Source organism: Streptomyces sp. rh34, assembly GCF_002551245.1.
In the GTDB taxonomy this organism is placed as follows: Bacteria; Actinomycetota; Actinomycetes; order Streptomycetales; family Streptomycetaceae; genus Streptomyces.
Map to the genome: position 1 here is coordinate 1 of NZ_NTGZ01000140.1, position 19,818 is coordinate 19,818.

Annotated in this window: 17 protein-coding genes; 13 read left to right on the forward strand and 4 right to left on the reverse strand. The window is 71.6% G+C overall.

Features of this window, described 5'->3' with window-relative positions; all coding sequences use genetic code 11:
* The 11 genes from CR470_RS23435 to CR470_RS23485 all read left to right on the forward strand — a co-directional run.
* A partial coding sequence (locus CR470_RS23435; RefSeq protein WP_143663860.1) for a dihydrodipicolinate synthase family protein occupies positions 1–562 on the forward strand: 562 nt, incomplete at its 5' end.
* Positions 559–2,313, forward strand: a complete 1,755-nt coding sequence (gene araD, locus CR470_RS23440; RefSeq protein WP_097869536.1) for an L-arabinonate dehydratase — start codon at positions 559–561, stop codon at positions 2,311–2,313. The genes CR470_RS23435 and araD, both read left to right, overlap by 4 nt.
* Before the next feature lie 202 nt (positions 2,314–2,515).
* Positions 2,516–3,448 (forward strand): carbohydrate ABC transporter permease, encoded by a 933-nt coding sequence (locus CR470_RS23445; protein ID WP_097869522.1) that lies wholly within the window; start codon positions 2,516–2,518, stop codon positions 3,446–3,448.
* Positions 3,445–4,356, forward strand: coding sequence for a carbohydrate ABC transporter permease (locus CR470_RS23450; protein WP_097869523.1), 912 nt, complete (start codon positions 3,445–3,447; stop codon positions 4,354–4,356). The genes CR470_RS23445 and CR470_RS23450 overlap by 4 nt, the downstream gene beginning before the upstream one ends.
* Positions 4,353–5,600, forward strand: a complete 1,248-nt coding sequence (locus tag CR470_RS23455) for a Gfo/Idh/MocA family protein (protein WP_097869524.1) — start codon at positions 4,353–4,355, stop codon at positions 5,598–5,600. Before CR470_RS23450 ends, CR470_RS23455 begins: the two co-directional genes overlap by 4 nt.
* Positions 5,597–6,451 (forward strand): PmoA family protein, encoded by an 855-nt coding sequence (locus CR470_RS23460; protein WP_097869525.1) that lies wholly within the window; start codon positions 5,597–5,599, stop codon positions 6,449–6,451. Before CR470_RS23455 ends, CR470_RS23460 begins: the two co-directional genes overlap by 4 nt.
* Positions 6,448–8,046 carry a glycoside hydrolase family 43 protein gene (locus CR470_RS23465; RefSeq protein ID WP_097869526.1) on the forward strand — a complete coding sequence of 533 codons (1,599 nt, stop codon included), beginning with the start codon at positions 6,448–6,450 and terminating at the stop codon, positions 8,044–8,046. The genes CR470_RS23460 and CR470_RS23465 overlap by 4 nt, the downstream gene beginning before the upstream one ends.
* Entirely contained in the window at positions 8,046–9,380 is a 1,335-nt protein-coding gene (locus tag CR470_RS23470; RefSeq protein ID WP_097869527.1) for an ABC transporter substrate-binding protein, read from the forward strand. The genes CR470_RS23465 and CR470_RS23470 overlap by 1 nt, the downstream gene beginning before the upstream one ends.
* A gap of 115 nt (positions 9,381–9,495) precedes the next feature.
* Positions 9,496–10,344: a rhamnogalacturonan acetylesterase gene (locus CR470_RS23475; RefSeq protein WP_097869528.1), complete on the forward strand. Its 849-nt coding sequence runs from the start codon at positions 9,496–9,498 to the stop codon at positions 10,342–10,344.
* 70 nt (positions 10,345–10,414) lie between these two features.
* Positions 10,415–11,758: a pectate lyase family protein gene (locus CR470_RS23480; RefSeq protein ID WP_097869529.1), complete on the forward strand. Its 1,344-nt coding sequence runs from the start codon at positions 10,415–10,417 to the stop codon at positions 11,756–11,758.
* 239 nt (positions 11,759–11,997) lie between these two features.
* On the forward strand, positions 11,998–13,161 hold the full coding sequence (locus CR470_RS23485) for a pectinesterase family protein (RefSeq protein WP_257138893.1): 1,164 nt from the start codon (positions 11,998–12,000) through the stop codon (positions 13,159–13,161).
* On the opposite strand, the gene CR470_RS23490 is transcribed toward CR470_RS23485, so the two are convergent.
* The 4 genes from CR470_RS23490 to CR470_RS23505 all read right to left on the reverse strand — a co-directional run bounded on the left by CR470_RS23490 (position 13,149) and on the right by CR470_RS23505 (position 18,180).
* Complete coding sequence (locus tag CR470_RS23490) at positions 13,149–14,705, reverse strand: pectate lyase family protein (RefSeq protein WP_097869531.1); 1,557 nt, start codon at positions 14,703–14,705, stop codon at positions 13,149–13,151. The two genes, CR470_RS23485 and CR470_RS23490, sit on opposite strands and share 13 nt — an antisense overlap.
* A gap of 422 nt (positions 14,706–15,127) precedes the next feature.
* Positions 15,128–16,600 (reverse strand): FGGY-family carbohydrate kinase, encoded by a 1,473-nt coding sequence (locus CR470_RS23495; RefSeq protein WP_097869532.1) that lies wholly within the window; start codon positions 16,598–16,600, stop codon positions 15,128–15,130.
* A 144-nt stretch (positions 16,601–16,744) separates the two neighbouring features.
* A complete protein-coding gene (locus CR470_RS23500; protein ID WP_097869533.1) occupies positions 16,745–17,521 on the reverse strand; it encodes a DeoR/GlpR family DNA-binding transcription regulator in 777 nt (258 codons plus the stop codon).
* Between the two features lie 5 nt (positions 17,522–17,526).
* Complete coding sequence (locus tag CR470_RS23505; RefSeq protein ID WP_097869534.1) at positions 17,527–18,180, reverse strand: histidine phosphatase family protein; 654 nt, start codon at positions 18,178–18,180, stop codon at positions 17,527–17,529.
* Between the two features lie 235 nt (positions 18,181–18,415).
* Between CR470_RS23505 and CR470_RS23510 the strand changes: the two genes are divergently transcribed.
* A complete protein-coding gene (locus CR470_RS23510) occupies positions 18,416–19,471 on the forward strand; it encodes a 2-hydroxyacid dehydrogenase (protein ID WP_097869535.1) in 1,056 nt (351 codons plus the stop codon).
* Between the two features lie 92 nt (positions 19,472–19,563).
* Positions 19,564–19,818, forward strand: a 255-nt coding sequence (locus CR470_RS23515) for an FGGY family carbohydrate kinase (RefSeq protein ID WP_257138892.1), incomplete at its 3' end; no start/stop codon positions are given.

Consider the following 19,818-nt stretch of genomic DNA (forward strand, 5'->3'; position numbering starts at 1 on the left):
CCCCTACATCGCGCAGGAAGGATGGGTCGACTACCACCGGTCGATCGCCGAGGCCGTGCCGCAGCTCGGCGTCGTCCCCTACATCCGCAGCCCGCGGCTGGCCGGCGAGCGGCTCGCCGAACTCGCCGACGCCTGCCCCAACGTCGTCGGCGTGAAATACGCGGTCCCCGACGCGGCCCGCTTCGGCGCCTTCGCCCGGGACGCGGGTCTGGAGCGGTTCGTCTGGATCGCCGGGCTCGCGGAGCTGTACGCCCCTTCCTACTTCGCCACCGGCGCCACCGGCTTCACCTCCGGGCTGGTCAACGTCGCCCCGGCCGTCTCGCTCGACATGCTGGAGGCGTTGCGCGCCGGCGACTACGTGGCGGCGATGAAGGTCTGGGAGCGCATCCGCCGCTTCGAGGAGCTCCGCGCGGAGGAGCAGTCCGCCGACAACGTCACCGTCGTGAAGGAGGCCCTGTCCGCGCTGGGACTCTGCCGCCGCGACGTACGCGCTCCGAGCCGGGTGCTGCCCGAGGCCCGGCGCGCCGAGGTGGCCGGACTGATAGCCGGGTGGTCGCTGTGACCGACGCGTCCACCCGGGGCCCGGGAGCCGCCCGTATCGCGCCCGAGGACCTGCGCAGCCACCGGTGGTTCGGCGCCGACGGGCTGCGGTCCTTCAGCCACCGGGCCCGCACCCGTCAGCTCGGGTACCTCCCCGAGGAGCACCTCGGCAAGCCGGTCGTCGCGGTACTCAACACCTGGTCCGACATCAACCCGTGCCACACCCATCTGCGGGACCGGGCGCAGGCGGTCAAGCGGGGGGTCTGGCAGGCGGGCGGGTTCCCGCTGGAATTCCCGGTCTCCACCCTCTCGGAGACCTTCCAGAAGCCGACCCCGATGCTCTACCGCAACCTGCTGGCGATGGAGACCGAGGAGCTGCTGCGCTCCTATCCCGTCGACGGGGCCGTGCTGCTGGGCGGCTGCGACAAGTCGACGCCCGCGCTGCTGATGGGCGCCGCCTCCGTGGATTTGCCGACCGTCTTCGTGCCCGCCGGGCCGATGCTGCCCGGACACTGGCGCAACGAGGTCCTCGGCTCCGGCACGGACATGTGGAGGTACTGGGACGAGCGGCGGGCCGGGATCATCGGCGACTGCGAGATGGCCGAGCTGGAGAACGGCCTGGCCCGCTCCCCCGGGCACTGCATGACGATGGGCACCGCCTCCACCCTGACGGCCGCCGCCGAGGTGCTGGGCGTCACCCTGCCGGGCGCCTCGTCCATACCGGCCGTCGACTCCGGGCACGAGCGGATGGCCGCGGCTTCGGGGCTGCGGATCGTCGAACTCGTCATGCGGCAGGTGACGTTGTCACAGATTCTGACGCCGGAGGCGTACGAGGACGCCGTCGCCACGGTTCTCGCGCTCGGCGGCTCCACCAATGCCGTGATCCATCTGATCGCCATGGCCGGCCGGTCAGGCGTGAAACTCACGCTGGACGACTTCGACCGGATCGCCCGTACGGTGCCCGTCCTCGCCGACCTCCGTCCCGGCGGACGGTACTTGATGGAGGACTTCCACTTCGCCGGCGGCCTGCCCGGCTTCCTGGGGCGGCTCACCGACGTACTGCATCTGGACCGGCCCACGGTCGCGCACGCCACCCTGCGCGAACAGCTCGACGGGGCCCCCGTCCACAACAGCGACGTCATCCGCGAGCGCTCCGACCCGCTGGCCGGGGAAGGCGGGGTCGCGGTGCTGCGCGGCAACCTCTGTCCCGACGGGGCCGTCATCAAGCACATCGCCGCCGAGCCGCGCCTGCTGCGCCACACCGGGCCCGCCGTCGTCTTCGACGACTACCGGGAGCTCCAGCGCACGATCAACGACCCGGCCCTCGCCCTCACCGCGGACCACGTGCTCGTGTTGCGCAACGCCGGGCCCCAGGGCGGCCCCGGCATGCCCGAGTACGGCATGCTGCCGATCCCGGACTACCTGCTGAAGCAAGGTGTGCGGGACATGGTGCGGATCTCCGACGCGCGGATGAGCGGCACCAGTTACGGAGCGTGCGTCCTGCACATCGCGCCCGAGTCCTTCGTCGGCGGCCCGCTCGCCCTGGTCCGCACCGGCGACCTCATCACCCTGGACGTCGAGGCCCGGCTCCTGCGGCTCGACGTCGACGACGAGGAACTCCATCGGCGCAGGGCCGCCTGGTCCCCGCCGCCCGTCCGCTACGGACGTGGCTACGGGGCGCTGTACCAGGACCAGATCACCCAGGCCGACACCGGATGCGACTTCGCGTTCCTGGCCCGGGAGGGAGAGGTGCCCGACCCGTACGCGGGATGAACCGGGGCCGCTGACCGTACGCGCGGCGCCGTGACCGTACGCGGGGCCCCGTGACGGTACGCGGGTGGAGCCGGAGGGCACCCTTGTGCACCTCGCTCCCCCGGGCCGCTCCAGCCCCTGCTAGCAAGCGCTTTCACCACCAGCGGCCGACAGGCCCGAACGTCCAGCGCATCCAGCACCTCCCAGAGATCGGAGACGCGTCATGGCCCCAACCGCAGCCGTGGCCACACCGCCGCCCAAAGAGTCCCGGCGCCGCCGGACGAGCCCCCGCCGCCTGCCGTATCTGCTGATCGCGCCCGCGGGCCTGCTGATGCTGGGATTCATCGCCTACCCGGTGCTCAGCGTCTTCTACTACAGCCTGCAGAACTACAACGTGACCAAGCCGTGGCGGAACGGCTTCGCCGGGCTCGACAACTTCACGCGCATCTTCACCGAGGACGACCAGTTCTGGCCGACGCTCGGGTTCAGCGCCCAGTGGGTCTTCACCCAGGTCACGCTGCAGCTTCTCCTCGGCCTGGCGCTCGCCCTGATCGTCAACCAGACCTTCGTCGGGCGCGGCATATCCCGGGCCATGGTCTTCTCGCCCTGGGCCGTCTCCGGTGTGCTGACCAGCACGATCTGGATCCTGCTCTACAACTCCTCGACCGGCTTCAGCCGCTACCTCGCGGACGCCGGGATCGGTAAGTACGGCACGTCGGTGCTCTCGGACACCGGAACCGTCTTCTGGGCGGCCACCGTCACCGAACTCTGGCGCGGGGTCCCCTTCTTCGCGATTCTCATCCTCGCCGACCTCCAGTCCGTCTCGAAGGAGTTGTACGAGGCGGCGTCGGTCGACGGCGCGGGCCGGCTGCGGCAGTTCTTCCACATCACGCTGCCCCACCTGCGGGACGCGATCATCCTCGCCACCCTGCTGCGCGGTGTCTGGGAGTTCAACAACGTCGACCTGCTCTACACCCTCACCGGCGGCGGGCCCGCCGGTGAGACCACCACTCTGCCGCTGTACGTGGCGAACACCGGTATCGAGGGCCACGACTTCGGGTACGCCTCCGCGCTCACCACCGTCGCCTTCGTGATCCTCCTCTTCTGTTCGATCGTCTATCTGCGCCTGAGCAAGTTCGGAGGCGACCGCACGTGACCGCCCTGCTCGCCGAGAGACACGGGTCCGCTCGGCGGTCCTCCGCTCCCGGCTCCCCGCCGTCCTCCCCGCGCCGCCGTCCCGTTCGGGAGCGCGCCTTCGACGACGTACCGCGCTGGCAGATCTACCTGCCGCTCGGCCTCTACCTGCTCTTCACGCTCATCCCGTTCTACTGGATGCTGCTCTTCGCCGTACGGCCCGCCGGTTCCACGTCGCTGGTGCCGTGGCCGATGACCGGAGCGCACTTCTCCAAGGTCTGGAACGAGCGGAGCTTCGCCGTCTTCTTCCAGAACAGCATGATCGTCGGTGTCGCGACGCTCGTCGCCACGACCCTGGTCGCCCTGGCCGGAGGCTACGCGCTGGCCCGGTTCGACTTCAGAATCAAGGGCGCGTTCATGCTCGCGTTGCTCTGTTCCCAGTTCATCCCGGGCGCCCTGATGCTCGTGCCGCTCTTCGAGATCTTCCGGAACCTCCAGATGATCAATTCGCTGGGCAGTGTCGTCATCGCGGAGACGGTGTTCCAGCTCCCGCTGTCGATCATCCTGATCAGCGGCTTCATCAAGAACGTCCCGGTGTCCCTGGAGGAGGCCGCCTGGGTCGACGGCTGCTCACGCTTCACCGCCTTCCGCACCGTCGTCCTGCCGCTCCTGCGCCCCGGGCTGATCGCCGTCGGCTCCTTCGCGTTCGTGCACAGCTGGAACCACTTCCTCTTCGCCCTGATGTTCCTGAGCGAGCAGGACAAACAGACGATCCCGGTCGGCCTCAACACGCTGATCGGCGCGGACAGCGTCGACCTGGGCGCGCTCGCCGCGGGCGGTGTCATCGCGGCCGTCCCCGTGGTGATCGTCTTCGCCTTCATCCAGAAGTGGCTCATCACGGGCTTCAGCGCCGGCGCGGTGAAGGGATGAGGAAAGTGACCGCCTCCGCGAACCCGGCCCCCTCCGTGCCCGTCGTCCCGACCGCCCCCGCCGCCCCCGTGCCCGTCGTCCTGGCCGGCGCCCGGGGCCACGGCCGGTGGCATCTCGCCAATGTGCGTCGCCTTCAACACCAGGGCCGGGTGAGGCTGGCCGGCATCTGCGAGCTGGAGCCGCTGTCCGCCGGTGAGCTCGCCGCCTCCGGGTTCGGCGCCGACGAGCCGCCCGAGCAGTCCGACGACTTCGGGGCGCTCCTGGACGTCACCGGAGCACGGGCGGCCATCATCTGCACCCCGATCCAGACCCACACGGAGCTGGCCCTCACCGCCGCCGCCAGGGGCGTCCATCTGCTGCTGGAGAAGCCGCCCGCGGCCGGCTGGGCCGACTACGCGCGGATGGCCGAAGGAGTCGCACGTGCCGGCATCGCCTGCCAGGTGGGTTTCCAGTCCTTCGGGTCGCACGCCCTGCCCGCCATCCGCGAGCTGATGTCCACCGGAGCCATCGGGACCGTCACCGGCTTCGGGGCCGCCGGCGCGTGGGCCCGGGACGACGCCTACTTCCGGCGGGCGCCCTGGGCCGGGCGGCGCAGGATCGGCACCACTGACGTGGTCGACGGCGTCCTCACCAATCCCCTGGCGCACGCCGTGGCGACCGCACTCGAACTGGCCTGCCGTGGCCGGTCCGAGGAGGTCGTCTCCATCGAGACGGAACTGTTCCGGGCGCACGCCATCGAGGCTGACGACACCAGCAGCGTCCGCGTCACCACCGCCGGCGGGCCGCGCGTCACCGTCGCCGTCACCCTGTGCGCCGAACGCCCCGGGGAGCCGTACGTCATCGTGCACGGCGAGAAGGGCCGGATCACCTTCTGGTACAAACAGGACCGCGTCCTGGTGCAGCGCGCCGGACGGGGTCCCGAGGAGACCGTCCACGGGCGGACCGACCTCCTGGAGAACCTCCTCGACCACCTGGAGCACGGCACACCTCTGCTGGTGCCGCCCGCGTCCACGGGGGCGTTCATGCGCGTCGTCGAGGCCGTGCGCAACGCCCCCGAGCCCGCCCCGCTGCCCGACGGCGCCTGGGAGACCCGGTACGGCGGGCCGGACGGCGGGCCGGACGGCGGGGCGAGGCGGGTCGTGCCCGGCATCGACTCCCTGGTCGCCGCCGGGGCCGAGTCCCTCAGCCTCTTCTCCGAACTCGGCGCCTCCTGGGCCCGGGTCGGCGAGGCGGCCACCTCATGAGGCACCACGCCACGGACCCGTTCCCCGACCTCCCGGCCACCCTTGCCTGCGGCGCCGACACCGTCGCCCACTACGGCTACGCGCCGGGGGCGGACGGCCGCCCCCGCCTCCATCCCGTCACCACGCTCGGCGGGATCACTGTCACCGAGGAGCGGCCCGCCGACCACGTCCACCACCTGGGCGTCTCCGTCGCCGTCCCCGACGTGGCCGGGTACAACTTCTGGGGCGGGCGCACCTTCGTACGGGGCCAGGGGCCCACCGCGCTCGACAACCACGGCGTCCAGCGCCACCTGGCCCGGCCGCAGCGCAGCCCGAACGGCTTCACCCAGGAGCTCGGCTGGGAAGCCGCCGGCGTCGAGCTCCTGCGCGAGCACCGCACCCTGTCGGCCACCCGGACCTCCCGCACCACCTGGGAGCTGGACCTCGCCTTCGTACTCACCAACCCCGGGGACACCGACCTCTCCATCGGCAGCCCCGCGACCAACGGCCGCCCGGGCGCCGGGTACGGCGGCTTCTTCTGGCGCGCCCCCAAGGAGGCCGCACCGCCCACCGTGTTCAGCGCCACGCACGAGGGCGAGAGCGAGGTCCACGGCCGCACCGCCGACTGGCTGGCGCTCTCCGGGGACGGCTGGACGCTCGTGTTCGTGGGAGCGACCGAGGAGACCCGACGCGACCCGTGGTTCGTGAGGACCTCCGCGTACCCGGGCGTCGGCTCCAGCCTCGCGGCGCACGAGCGGCTGCCCGTACCCGCCGGGTCCTCGGTCGTGCGCCGGATCATCACCGTCGTCGTGGACGGCAGGCCGGACCGGGAGACCGCCGCCCGGTACGCGCGCGAGGCGGTGGCCCGGTGAGCCGGCCCTGGACCTCCGACCTCGGTGACGGGACGTACCGCAACCCGGTCCTCAACGCCGACTGGTCCGACCCCGACGTCGTCCGCGTCGGCGGCGACTACTACCTCACCGCGTCCAGCTTCGGCCGGTCCCCCGGGCTGCCGCTCCTGCACTCCCGCGACCTGGTCAACTGGACCGCCGTCGGGCACGCTCTGGACCGTCTCGAACCCACCGCCGACTTCGCCGCTCCCCGCCACGACCGCGGGATCTGGGCACCGTCGCTGCGCCACCACGGCGGACGCTTCTGGATCTTCTGGGGCGACCCCGACCACGGTATCCAGCAGATCAACGCGGCCCGCGCCGAGGGACCTTGGAGCGCCCCGCATCTGCTCAAGGCCGGCAAGGGGCTCATCGACGCCTGCCCGCTGTGGGACGAGGAGACCGGCGAGGCCTATCTCGTCCACGCGTGGGCCAAGTCCCGTTCCGGCGTCAAGAACCGTCTCACCGGCCACCGGATGAGCCCCGACGGCCGCGAGCTCCTCGACGGCGGATCGACGTTGGTGGACGCCGACCGGATACCGGGCTGGTTCACCCTCGAAGGGCCCAAGCTCTACCGGCGCGACGGCTACTTCTGGATCTTCGCGCCGGCCGGTGGTGTCGAGACCGGCTGGCAGGGCGCGTTCCGTTCCCGGGACTTCTTCGGCCCGTACGAAGAACGCGTCGTCCTCGCCCAGGGCCGCACCGACGTCAACGGCCCCCATCAGGGCGGCTGGGTGCACACCTCCGCGGGCGAGGACTGGTTCCTCCACTTCCAGGCCCGGGGAGCGTACGGGCGGGTCGTCCATCTCCAGCCGATGCGCTGGGACGCCGAGGGCTGGCCCGTCATCGGCGACGAGGGCGAACCCGTGCCCCGGCACACCAAACCCGTCGCCCCCGCTCAGCCAGTGGCGGCGCCCGCCGTCGACGACGGCTTCCCCGGCGGCCGCCCCGGCGCCCAGTGGCAGTGGACGGCCAACCCGCGCCCCGGCTGGACCACCCGGCACGCCGGGGACGGGCTGTGGCTCACCTGCGTACGGACCGGGTACGAGCACGACCTGCGGCTGCTGCCAGGCGTCCTGGTCCAGCGGCTGCCGGCCGAAGCGTTCACCGTCGACGTGGGCCTCGCGCTGGACAGCGGCGAACCGGGCGCCAAGGCCGGACTCGCCGTCATGGGGGACGCCTTCAGCTGGATCGGCCTCGCGGTCGCCGCGGACGGGATGCCGCGGCTCGTCCACCGCTTCGCCGAGGGCGTCGCCGCCCACGAACGGGACGCGGCCGGGCCCCGCGCTTCCCCCGACGGACGGGCCCGGCTGCGCGTCGAGGTGACGGCAGGTGCCCGCTGTCGCTTCTCCGCCGACACCGGCGACGGATTCCGGCCCTCGGGCCAGGTCTTCGCCGCCACACCTTGGCGCTGGGTCGGGGCCCTCCTCGGGCTCTTCGCCACCGCCCCGGCCGGGACGGGCCCCGCCGGAACGGCGCGCTTCACCGCATTCCGCGCCACCGGCCCCAACCTCCCGCAGACGTGCACGTGTACGGATCCATCACACCCACATCACCAGACAGAGAAGAGCCGATGATGACCCTTTCGAAGACACAGCGGGGACGTACCGCGGCCGCGGTCTCCATCGCGGCGGTGCTCGCGCTGACGGCCACCGCGTGCGGCGACGACGGCAGCGGCTCCGGCACGGAGGGCAGCGGAAAGGGCGAGATCACCTTCTGGGACAACAACGGCGGCCCCCGTACCGCTGTCTGGACCGAGATCATCAAGGACTTCGAGAAGCAGCACCCGGACATCGAGGTCAAGTACGTCCCGATCCCGATCGCCGATGTCCAGTCCAAGTACGACACCGCGATCGCGGGCGGCGGGCTGCCCGACGTCGGCGGTGTCGGCACGGCCTACCTGGCCAACATGGTCTCCCAGGAAGCCCTGGAGCCGGTCAACGACCGGCTGGAGAAGTCCGCGCTGAAAGGCAAACTGGTCGAGTCCATGGTCGAGAGCGTCCGCGCGGCGGCCGGCCGGGGCGACGACATCTACTCCGTACCGACCTCCGCGAACAACGGCGTGCTCTGGTACCGCACCGACCTGTTCGAGCAAGCCGGTCTGAAGGCCCCCGACACCTGGGCGAATTTCTACACGGCGGCCGAGAAGCTGACCGACGCGAAGAACAACAAGTTCGGTTACACGATCCGCGGCGGCGCCGGCTCCATCGCGCAGGCGCTGGACGCCGTCTACGGCCAGTCCGGCATCACCGAGTTCTGGGACGGCGACCGGACGACGCTCAACGACCCGAAGAACGTCGCCGCTCTGGAGAAGTACGCCGGGCTCTTCAAGAAGACCACGCCCGCCGCCGACGTCAACAATGACTTCACCAAGATGGTGGCCCAGTGGGACACCGGCACGATCGGCATGCTGAGCCACAACCTCGGCTCCTACCAGGACCACCTCAAGGCCCTCGGCGAGGACAAGTTCGCGGGCATCCCCGCGCCCATCGGGGACGGCGGCACCCGGGTACAGGTCTCCAACCCCGTCGACGGCCTCGGCCTCTTCCGGTCGAGCCAGAACAAGACCGCGGCGTGGAAGTTCATCGAGTTCGCGGCCTCCCACGAGTCCAACAGCACATGGAACGAGTCGGCGGGCGCCATCCCGGCCAACACCGAAGCGGCGAAGGACTCGTGGATCAACGAGACCGAGTCGACCGCGCTGGCCGCGAAAACCCTGACCGACGGCTCCACGAAGATCGTCGACCTGCCGTACTACCTGCCGGACTGGAACAACATCAGCAAGGCGGACAACGAGCCGGAGTTCCAGAAGCTGCTGCTCGGCAAGATCACGGCCAAGGCGTTCCTGGACGAGATGGCCGAGGAGCTGAACGCCGCCAACAAGGAGTGGAAGGAGATCGGCAACGGCTGATCCGGCCGCCCCCTCCGTTCCGGCTCCGACGAGGTGGACCGGCGGCGGTCCGGGTCACGCTCCGCCGCCGGTCCCTCTCCCGCGCACGCGTGCACCCCGAGAGAGGCAGCCCTCCGTGTCACTCACCCGCAGACAGACCGCAACCGCACTGCTCACCGTGCCCCTCGGCCCGGCCCTCGCCCTCACCGCCACCCCCGCACTCGCACACGGCGGCGGGGGCAGGGGCGGCGGACCCCGGCCCCGTACGCTCCACATCGCCGGTGACTCCACGGCCGCCGCGAAACACGCCGAAGCCGCGCCCGAGACGGGCTGGGGCATGGCGCTCCCCTTCTTTCTCGCCGATCGGCTCCGGGTCGCCAACCACGCGGTGAACGGCCGCAGTTCGAAGAGCTTCATCGACGAGGGCCGCCTCACCGCGCTCCTGGCCGGTGTACAACCCGGCGATCTCGTCCTCGTCCAGTTCGGCCACAACGACCAGAAGACCGAGGACCCGGCCCGCGGCACAGACCCGTACACCACCTATCAGGAGTACCTGCGTCAGTACGTGAAGGGCGCCCGCGCACGACGGGCGCGGCCGGTACTCGTCACCTCGGTCGAGCGCCGCCGGTTCGCCGCCGACGGCACCGCCCGGCCCACGCTCGGCGCCTACCCGGCGGCGATGCGCGCCCTGGCCGCCGAGGAGGACGTTCCGCTGGTCGACGTCCAGGCGCTCTCCCTCGCCCGCTGGCAGGAGCTGGGGCCGGACGGTACCGAGGCCTGCTTCCTGTGGCTGGACCCCGGCGACTCACCCAACTACCCCGACGGCGCCCAGGACAACACCCACTTCAGGCCGGTGGGCGCCATCGAGGTGGCCCGGCTGACCGCACGGGCGCTGCTGGGCGAGGACGTGCTCGCCGCGCGTGACCTCCGCCGTCTGGACGACCGGGTCCCGGCGGAGTGGATCACCTGGTCCGGGAGGGTCTGAGGCACTCCCCCTCTCCTCTCTTCCTCCTCCCCTTCTTCTTCCTCTTCCCGACGACACAGAAGGAATCGCCATGCCCGCACGCAAGCGTCATACCCGCGCCATCGCCGTGACCCTGGGCTGCACCTCCCTGGCCCTCGCTCTCTGCACTCCGGCCCAGGCCACCGCGCACCCGCGCCACCCCGGCCCCGGCGTCGAGCGCGCCGTACTGCCCGCCGGAGACGGTTGGGCCGCCGCCGAGGGCTCCACCACGGGTGGCGCGAACGCCACGCCCGACCACGTCTACACGGTGACCAACCGGGCCGAACTCATCGCCGCCTTCGCGGCGGCGGGCGACGCCCCGAAGATCGTCAGGATCTCCGGAACCGTGCACGGCAACTCCGACGTCAACGGCACGCCGATCGGCTGCGAGCAGTACCGGACCGGCGGATACACGCTGGAGAAGTACCTCGCCGCCTACGATCCCGAGGTCTGGGGCCGGGACGCGGTCCCCTCGGGTCCGCTGGAGGAGGCCCGCGCCGCCTCCGCGAAGCTGCAGGCGGCCGCCGTCACGATCAAGGTCCCCTCCAACACCACCCTGGTCGGGGTGGGGAAGAACCCGAAGGTCATCGGGGCCGCGCTCCAGGTGCGGGACGTCTCCAACGTCATCATCCGCGGCATCGGCTTCGAGGACACCTACGACTGCTTCCCCCAGTGGGACCCCACGGACGGGGCCGAAGGCGCCTGGAACTCCGAGTACGACAACCTCGTCGTGTACGGATCCCGCCATGTCTGGGTCGACCACAACACCTTCAGCGACGGCGACCGCCCCGACGCGGACCAGCCCCACTACTTCGGCCAGGTCTACCAGCAGCACGACGGCCTCTTCGACATCGTGCGCGGCGCTGACCTGGTCACCGTCTCGTGGAACATCCTCAAGGACCACGACAAGACCATGCTCATCGGCAACAGTGACGGTGCCGGAGCCACCGACCGGGGCAAGCTCCGCGTCACGCTCCATCACAACCTCTTCAAGGACGTCAAGGAGCGGGCCCCGCGCGTGCGGTTCGGCCAGGTCGACGCGTACAACAACCACTTCGTGGCGACGAAGGGCAGCGCCTACGGATACACGTTCGGTATCGGCGCGGAGTCCCGACTGGTCGCCGAACACAACGCGTTCACCCTCACGCGGGACGTGGACCGGGCGACGATCCTGAAGAAGTGGTCGGAGTCGTCCCTCACGGCGAGGAACAACTACGTCGACGGCCGGAAGACCGACCTGGTCGCCGTGCACAACGCGGGTGTGCCGGGCGAGCACCTCACCGAGGGCGCCGGCTGGACGCCCCGCCTGCGGACGGCGGTCCACCACCCGCTCGTCGTGCCGGTGCTCGTGGCGATCAAGGCGGGAGCGGGCAGGGCGAGCGTGACCGGCCGCTGAGAGCCCGTCCCCGACCGTACGCGCACGTAGGCGGCCGCTCCAGGGTTCATCACCCCGGCCGCGTCCGTCCCCGGACCTCATCACCCCGGGCACGCCGCCGCCAAGCCCGCTTCCCCCTCAATCCGACTTTCCCTGAACCGGCCGGAGCGGCACCGCATGCTTTCCACCGACCCGGAGAGCGCCGCTCCGGCCTTTCGCCGCCCACCCCGAGGAGCCCCGTCATGCCCAGTGGACCTTCCCTGCCCAGCAGGCGTACTGCCCTCTCCCTGCTCGCCGGAACCGGTGCCGCCCTCTCCCTCGGCACGACCGCCGCCCACGCCGGGGCCGCGAACCCCCGCCCCTTCGGGCGCTACGGCTCACCCGCCCGGCGTCTGGACCCGCGCACGCTGTACGTCGACGCGCACGGCCGCGGCGACCACACCGACGTACAGTCCGCCGTCGACACGGCGACCGGCACCGGACGCACGCTCGTGATCGCCCCCGGTGTGTACCGCGCGACGGTGCTCATCGGCCCCGCCCACGAAGGGCTCACCCTGATCGGTGCGAACGGCGACGCCCGGGACACCGTGCTCGTGTACGACAACGCGGCGGGCACGCCCAGGCCCGACGGCTCCGGAACCCTGGGCACCAGCGGATCGGCCTCCTTCACCGTCCGGGCGGCCGGGTTCACCGCCCGCGACCTGACCTTCGCCAACGACTGGCTGCGCTCCGACAACCCCGAGTACACCGGCACGCAGGCCGTCGCCATCAAGGTCCAGGGGGACCGGTCGGCTTTCCACGGCTGCCGGTTCCTCGGCCACCAGGACACCCTGTACGCCGACTCCCTCGCCGTCACCGCGTTCGCCCGCCAGTATTACCGCGACTGCTACGTGGAGGGAGACGTCGACTTCGTCTTCGGCCGCGCCACCGCCGTCTTCGACCACTGCCACTTCCGCGCGCTCACCCGCACCGACCTGTCCTCGGCCCCGTACGGCTACGTCTTCGCGCCGAGCACCGCCGGAGCCAATCCGTACGGCTTCCTGGTCCTGCGCTCCCGGGTCACGAGCACCGCCCCCGACGCGCACTACAAGCTCGCCCGCCCCTGGGTGCCCTCCTCGGACCTCACCGCGCACCCCATGCTGACCGTCCGCGACAGCCGGCTCGGCCCGGGGATCGACGCGAGGGCGCCGTACGCCACCATGTCCGCGGGCTTCCCGTGGCAGGACCAGCGCTTCGCCGAGCACCGCAACACCGGCCCGGGCGCCCGCGTCACCGTCCCCGCGAACCGCCCCCAGCTCAGCGCGGCCGAGGCCCGTGCCCACACCCCGGACCGCTGGCTGGACGCCCGGAACCCGCACCTCCCGAACACGTGGGAGGTGCGGGCCGTGGACAGTGGGCGCGGCCTGCGCGGTCAGCCCGCGTAGGTCTCGAACTCGGCGATCTTCGGGGTGCCGGTCGAGCCGGTGATCTCGAAGGTGATCTTACGGAGGGAGGTGCGGGGGAAGGCGATGCCCCCGGCACCGGTGCCGGAGGTCAGGACGGCGCCGGTGTCCGCGTCGAGGAGCCGCCACGTCTTGATCGTGCCCGCGGAGCCCGCCGCCTCACGGATCCGGACCGAGGAGACGGCCGTGTCGGAAGCCCACTTGATCGAGGCGGAGCCGGTGGGACCCACGGGCGACCAGTAGGTGCTCAGGTCGCCGTCGCGCAGATCACCGTAGCTTGTTCCGGCGGCCTTGCTGGATCCGTCGGAGCCGGCTCCGATGCTGAGGTTGGTCCCGGTGGGCGGGGTGGGGTCGGTCGGCCCGGGAGTCGGGTCCGTCGGCCCCGGCGTCGGGTCGGTGGGCGTCGGAGTGGGCGTCTGCGGTGAGCAGTTGCCGTCGGAGACCTTCACGCCCTTGCCCGCACCCGCAGTGCGGCTCACGACGTCCGGCACGCAACTGGCCGCGTCGGCACGGTAGGTGTAGGGGATGTTCACCGTAGTGGTGGACTTCATGTCGGGGCCAGCCGGCCTGGTCGTGCCGCCGGGGCTGGACCAGGTGACGTTGTCGAGGGTGTTACCGCTGACCTGCCAGTAGCCGGCCTCGTCGGTGTAGAAGGTGCCGAGGACGTCCTTGGAGTCCTCGAAGTGGTTGTTCTCCACCTTGGCGCGGGCCCCGGCCCGGGAGTTGATACCGGACTCGTTGAGCTTCACGTAGTGGTTGTTGTAGATGTGGGCGATGCCGCCTCGCAGCAGGGGCGCACGGGAGTCGATGTTCTCGTACAGGTTGTGGTGGTAGGTGATGAAGCCGTTGGAGAGGTCGCTCTCGCTGGACCCCACGAGGCCGCCGCGGCCGGAGTTGCGCAGGATGCTGTACGAGAGGGTCACGTACTGCGTGTTGGCCTTCATGTCGAAGAGGCCGTCGTACCCCTCCGACTCCCCGCCCGACGCCTCCAGGGTCGTGTGATCGACCCAGACGTTGCGGACGCCGGACTCCATGCCGATGGCGTCACCGCCGTTGGACGTGGGCGAGCCTGATTTCTTGACGTTCCGGACGGTCACGTTCTGGATGATGATGTTGCTGGCCTCGCGCAGATGGATGCCCAGCTGGTCGAAGACGGCCCCGTTGCCGACGCCGACGATCGTGACGTTGCTGATTTGCTTGAGCTCGATCACGCCCGCGGCGGTGTTGCAGCTGCTGCCGGACACCTTGGTGGTGTTGCCGTGGTTGATGGTGCCTTCGACCTCGATCACGATCGGGGTGCTGCTGTCGGCCCGGCCGCACAGCGCCTCGTGGATCTGGGTCCCTGTGGTGGCGCGGACGGTCTGCCCGCCTGCCCCGCCGGTGGTCCCGCCGTTCTGCGTCGCGTAGCCGGTGGCGCTCCCGGTTGCCGCCACCGCCTCGGGCGCCGACAGCACTGCTCCGGTCGCGGCCGCGAGGGCCAGGGTTGCCACGGCGGCCTGCAGCCGCCGTGCGACTGGTCGTCCCATGTTCGTCTCCCATGCGTCTTCGGTTGGTTGGTGCGGAGGGACAGAGCACGCATCACATGACGTGCTCATGACATGTGGGAGCGCTCCCGCACGTTGCCGCGCGGAAGCGGCTCGATCCACCAGGGTGTGTACGGCAGCACTCCGGCGTCCCGGGCTCCCTACGGGAAGCGGCGGGCAGCAAGCGCTTTCTACAGTGAAAGTAGAGGGGTCCGGCCAGCATGGCAAGGTGCTTGCGGCAGCGGTTTTCCCGAGTCTCTTCTCGCATCGAAGCGCCATCAGTCACGGTCCCGTTCGAACAACCCCCTTCTCAGCGCGCTGATGGCGCCGCGAAGGGTCCAGCGGATCAGGTCATCGACGCTGTGGCATGCGACGAGCCCGTCGCCGGTCGCGTGGATGACGGGACAGAGCTGGGGCACGACGCCTCAGCCGTCGGGGAGCCAGCCCCGCTCGCGCAGCGCCGCGACGAAGCGGCCGTGGGCGTCGTCCAGGGCGGGGCGTTCCTCCGGCGCCGGCTCGACAAGGGCGCCGCGGCGCACCATGGCGGCGGCGCTCGCCGCGAGGTCCTCGTGGAGGGTGCCGGTCGCGGCGAGGAGTGCGGCGCCGAAGGCCGTCTCCGCGCGCTCGACGACCCGGACCGGGCGGTCCAGGACGGTGGCCCGGATCGTCGTCCACACGACGCTGCGGCTGCCCCCGCCTGCCGCGTGCAGGGGGCCGAGCACCGGAACGCCGAGTCGCTGGACCCGGTCCAGGGCCAGCCGTTCGACGAAGGCGACTCCTTCGAGTGCGGCCCGGTGGGCGTCCGCCTCGTCGCGTGGGCGGCCCAGCTCGAATCCGCGCGCCGCACCGGAGACGAAGGGGAACCGTTCGCCTTCGCGGCGCAACGGGTAGCGCACGTACGAAGCGGGACCCCGGGCCGCCGCGGCGGCGTCCAGCGCGGGCAGGCGGGCCCGGGCGACGTCGGCCAGGCACTCCCCTCCGGTGTTGGACGCTCCGCCGGGGAGCCACCAGCCGTCGGGGTGCCGGTGACTGTAGAACGCCCCGGTCGCATCGCGGACCAGGTCCGCGGTGACCCCCTTGAGGACGTACGTGGTGCCGAGCACGCCCACGAAACGCCCCGGCTCGACCGCCCCCGTGGCGATCTGGCCCGCGCAGCCGTCCGTCATCCCGAGGCGTACGGAGCACCCTTCGGGCAGGCCCGTGGCCTCGGCCGCCTCCGGGCCGACGACTCCGGCCTCCGTGGCGGGGGCGCTTACGGAGGGGAGCAGCGCGAGGGGAAAGTCGAGGGCGTCGAAGACCTCGTGCGCCCATTCCGAAGCACGGGCGTCGTAGCCGGACTTGAGCGCGTGACTCCAGTCCGTGGCGACGGGATGGCCCGTCAGCTCGCGCCCGATGACTTCGGGTGTGTGCAGGACATGGCGCAGGTCGGAGCCGTACGTCCGCAGGCACCAGACCGCTCGGCCCAGCGCCGCGGTGGGCCCCACGGACAGGCCGAGCGCGTCCCACCGGGCGCTGCCCGCCCGCTGGGCCTCGGCGTTGACGTCGGCGGCCCGCCGGTCGTCGTACATCAGGGCCGGGCCGAGCGGGAGGCTGTCGGCCCCGGTGGGCACGATGGTCCCTGACGTGGCGGACACGGCCACCGCGATCACCTCGCGGCCGCCCTGTGGCAGCGCGCCGGTGGTGCGCCGCAGCGCCGACCGTACGGCGGGCCACCATGACCGGGCGTCCTGCTCGCTCGTCCCCGCGGCGGTCCGTACAGGGGGCGGCAGTTCGCCCCGCGCCTCGGCGAGTACGCGCCCCTGCCCGTCCACGCACACCACCCGGACGGACGCGGTCGCCACGTCGATACCGATCACGGCCGGGGGACGGGGCGTGGTGCGACGGGATTCACTGCTCATGGCGGAAAGCGTCCTTCCCCGGCGGGACGGGCCTCAGATGTCCACCGACCGGGTGGGCGATCCATCGCGTTGGCCGCGTGCGTGTGAAATTAACAGGCGTTCCATCATGACAGGAGGAACGGTCTCCTGGCGGGAGGAACGGCTTCACGGTGCGACGGCCGCCACCGTCACCCGGGTCCGTTCGCGGAGTTTGCCGAGCAGTTCGGCGTCCGCTCCGTCGTCCACGACGAGATGATCCAGGTCGCCGACGGGCCCCACCCGGTGCAGCGCGGTCCGGGCGAGCTTGGTGTGGTCCATGAGCATCACCTTCGTCGCCGCCGACGTGAGCATCGCCCGTTTGACCAGCACCACGTCCTGCTCCTGGTGGTAGGCCGTCCTGGCGTCGAGGGCCGAGGTGGAGACCGCGACGAGGTCGACGGAGAGCGCCTCCACCGCCTCGACGCAGGGCATCCCGAGGAAGGAGTCATGGGTGCGCGAGTACTCGCCGCCCAGGGCGATGAGGCGGATGCCCTCGCACCCGGTGAAGACGTCGAGCACCCGGCGGGCGTTGGTGACGACGGTGAGCGGGGCGAGGTCGACCAGCAGGCCGGCCATGACCAGGACCGTGGTGGAATCGTCGAGCATCACCGACATTCCGGGCTCCACCAGCGCGGCGGCGGCGCGCGCGACGGCGTTCTTCTCCGCCGTGTTGACGCCCAGCCGGTAGTCGAGGCTCGACTCGAACACCGTGGACGGCAGGGCGGACGCGCCGCCGCGGAAGCGTCGCAGCACCCCTTGCCGCGCGAGGTCGTCGAGGTCGCGGTGGACGGTCATCAGGCTCACGCCCGTGAGCTGGGCGAGGGCGGCGCCCGTGGCCGTGCCCTGCTCCACGACATGGTCGGCGATGAGCCGTCGCCGTTCTTCGGCGGATCTCTTGGTCATGGGGGTCAGTCTCCCGCAGGGCTCGGGCCGGGCACGGGGGCGGGGGGAGCGGCGGTGGGTACGTTGAGCGAGCGCAGCGCCGTCTCCGTCCCGCGGATCTCGATCTCCGTGACGGCGCCGTTGTCCAGTCGCGGGAAGATCCGCCGGTAGCGCCCGAGGGGCAGGCCGAGGAGTTCGCACAGGGCAATGCGCAGCAGGGTGTTGTGAGCGACGACGAGCACCTTTCCCCCCTGGTGACGGTGCGCGAGGTCGCGCAGGGAGCCGGTCGCCCGCGCCGCGGCCAGGACCACGGGTTCGGAACCGGGGAAGGCGCCGGAGTCGGCGTCCTCGCGGAACCGCCGCACGGCTTCGGGGTCCTCCTCGGCCATCTCCTCGATGGTCCTGCCCTCGCCCCATCCGAAGTCCACTTCCCGCAGCCCCTCGCGGACGTCCACCGCCAGGCCCAGCGCCGCCGCCGCGGGACCCGCCGTCAGGCGGGCGCGGCCGAGCGGGGAGCAGGCGACCGCGTCCACGCCGCCGCTGCGGGCGGCCCAGGATCCGAGGTCGGCTCCCTGGGCCACGCCCTTGGGTGTCAGGGCGACGTCGGTGACACCGGCGTACCGGTTCTCCGCGTGCCACTCGGTCTCGCCATGGCGTACCAGCAGGAGACGCGTGGTCATGGAGAGGCCCTTCCGAGGTCGAGGTCGAGGTGGAGGTGGAACGAATCCGAAGCAGGGGCTGGAGCGGACGTCGAAGCCCTTGCCGCCCCTGCCGGGCGCATTGCCGGTTCACGTGAGCGCTGTTAAATTTAACAGAAATTCCACAGCCCAGGACCGGCCTCTCGCGGCTCGGATCACGCTCCGACCTGCTCGCCACGCAGCCCACCGGCTCTCCTCGCAGAAGGAATCCGACGTCATGCGCATCCTCGCCGCAGGCGACCACTTCGTCCGTCCCTCGTTGATCCGCGCGGCAGTGAGCCAGGAGTTGTCCCGCACGGGCCGGGACCTCCCGGAGTTCGCCGAGCTGACCCTCCCCTGGCCCCACGAGCCCTTCGGGCCGGTCGCGGAAGTACGCGAGGCGAGCGGCACGGAGGACGAGCTCGTGGAGGCGCTGGCCGGGACCTCGGTCTGCGTGACGCAGATGGCCCCGTTCACCGAGCGGGTCTTCGCCGCGTCGCCCGCGCTGCGCCTCGTCGCCGTCTCCCGGGGCGGGCCGGTCAATGTGGACCTGGCCGCCGCCACCCGCCACGGGGTCAGGGTCAGCTTCGCCCCCGGCCGCAACGCCCCGGCCGCCGCGGAGTTCGCCGTGGGGCTGACGCTCACCGCGATGCGCCGGATCGCCGCCGCCGACGCGGAGCTCAAGCGGGGCATCTGGCGGGGCGACCTGTACGCGTACGAGGAGAGCGGCGGCGAGCTAGGCGGGGCCACCGTCGGACTCGTGGGATACGGCGCCATCGGCCGCATCGTGGCACGGGTGATGCGCGCCTTCGGTGCTCACGTGCTCGCGGCCGATCCGTACGCCGACCGCGCGGCGGCCGAGGCGGACGGGGTCGAGCTGGTCGATCTGGACACCCTTCTGATCCGTAGTCAGGTGGTGAGTCTGCATGCCCGCCTGACGGAGGAGACCCACCACCTGATCGACTCCCGCCGCCTCGGGCTGCTGCCGGACGGCGCGGTCCTGGTGAACTCCGCCCGCGGCGGACTGCTCGACCACGCGCCGCTGCCACAGCTGCTGCGCAGCGGCCGTCTTGGGGCTCTCGCCCTCGACGTGTACGACACCGAGCCGATCCCCGCCGACTGGCCGCTGCGCGACGTCCCGAACGTGATCACCACACCCCATCTCGCGGGCGCGACCCGGCAGACGGCGCACCGGGCGGCGGCCATCACCGCCGCCGAGGTCGGCCGCTTCCTGCGCGGGGAGGAGCTGTCCCACCTCGCGAACAGCGACGTCCTGGCGGCCGGCCGGCCCTGACGGCCGCCGCCGTCGCAGTGGCCCGTCGCCCGTCGCCCGGGAACCCATCGGCTCGAATCGGCGCGAATCGGCTCGTACAGGAGGCAGCAGGCGTGAGCACCATCATCGGTGTGGACATCGGAACGTCGGTCACCAAGGCCGTGGCGTTCGACGGGACCGGCAGTGCCCTCGCCTCCGCGAGCCGGCGCTCGCGTCTGGACATGCTGCCGGGCGGACGGGTCGAGCAGGATCTCGACGACGTCGTGGCCGGTGTCGGCGACGTCGTGCGCGAGGTCGCCGCGGCGGTCGGCCGGCCACCGGACGCCGTGGCGCTCACCGGGCAGGGGGACGGGCTGTGGCTGCGGGAC

Bases quoted from the DNA above. Each gene is read 5' to 3' on its own strand.
- CR470_RS23445 (WP_097869522.1), top strand. From the start codon at position 2,516: ATGGCCCCAACCGCAGCCGTGGCCACACCGCCGCCCAAAGAGTCCCGG.
- CR470_RS23455 (WP_097869524.1), top strand. From the start codon at position 4,353: ATGAGGAAAGTGACCGCCTCCGCGAACCCGGCCCCCTCCGTGCCCGTC.
- CR470_RS23460 (WP_097869525.1), top strand. From the start codon at position 5,597: ATGAGGCACCACGCCACGGACCCGTTCCCCGACCTCCCGGCCACCCTT.
- CR470_RS23470 (WP_097869527.1), top strand. From the start codon at position 8,046: ATGACCCTTTCGAAGACACAGCGGGGACGTACCGCGGCCGCGGTCTCC.
- CR470_RS23480 (WP_097869529.1), top strand. From the start codon at position 10,415: ATGCCCGCACGCAAGCGTCATACCCGCGCCATCGCCGTGACCCTGGGC.
- CR470_RS23490 (WP_097869531.1), bottom strand. From the start codon at position 14,705: ATGGGACGACCAGTCGCACGGCGGCTGCAGGCCGCCGTGGCAACCCTG.
- CR470_RS23495 (WP_097869532.1), bottom strand. From the start codon at position 16,600: ATGAGCAGTGAATCCCGTCGCACCACGCCCCGTCCCCCGGCCGTGATC.
- CR470_RS23500 (WP_097869533.1), bottom strand. From the start codon at position 17,521: ATGACCAAGAGATCCGCCGAAGAACGGCGACGGCTCATCGCCGACCAT.
- CR470_RS23505 (WP_097869534.1), bottom strand. From the start codon at position 18,180: ATGACCACGCGTCTCCTGCTGGTACGCCATGGCGAGACCGAGTGGCAC.
- CR470_RS23510 (WP_097869535.1), top strand. From the start codon at position 18,416: ATGCGCATCCTCGCCGCAGGCGACCACTTCGTCCGTCCCTCGTTGATC.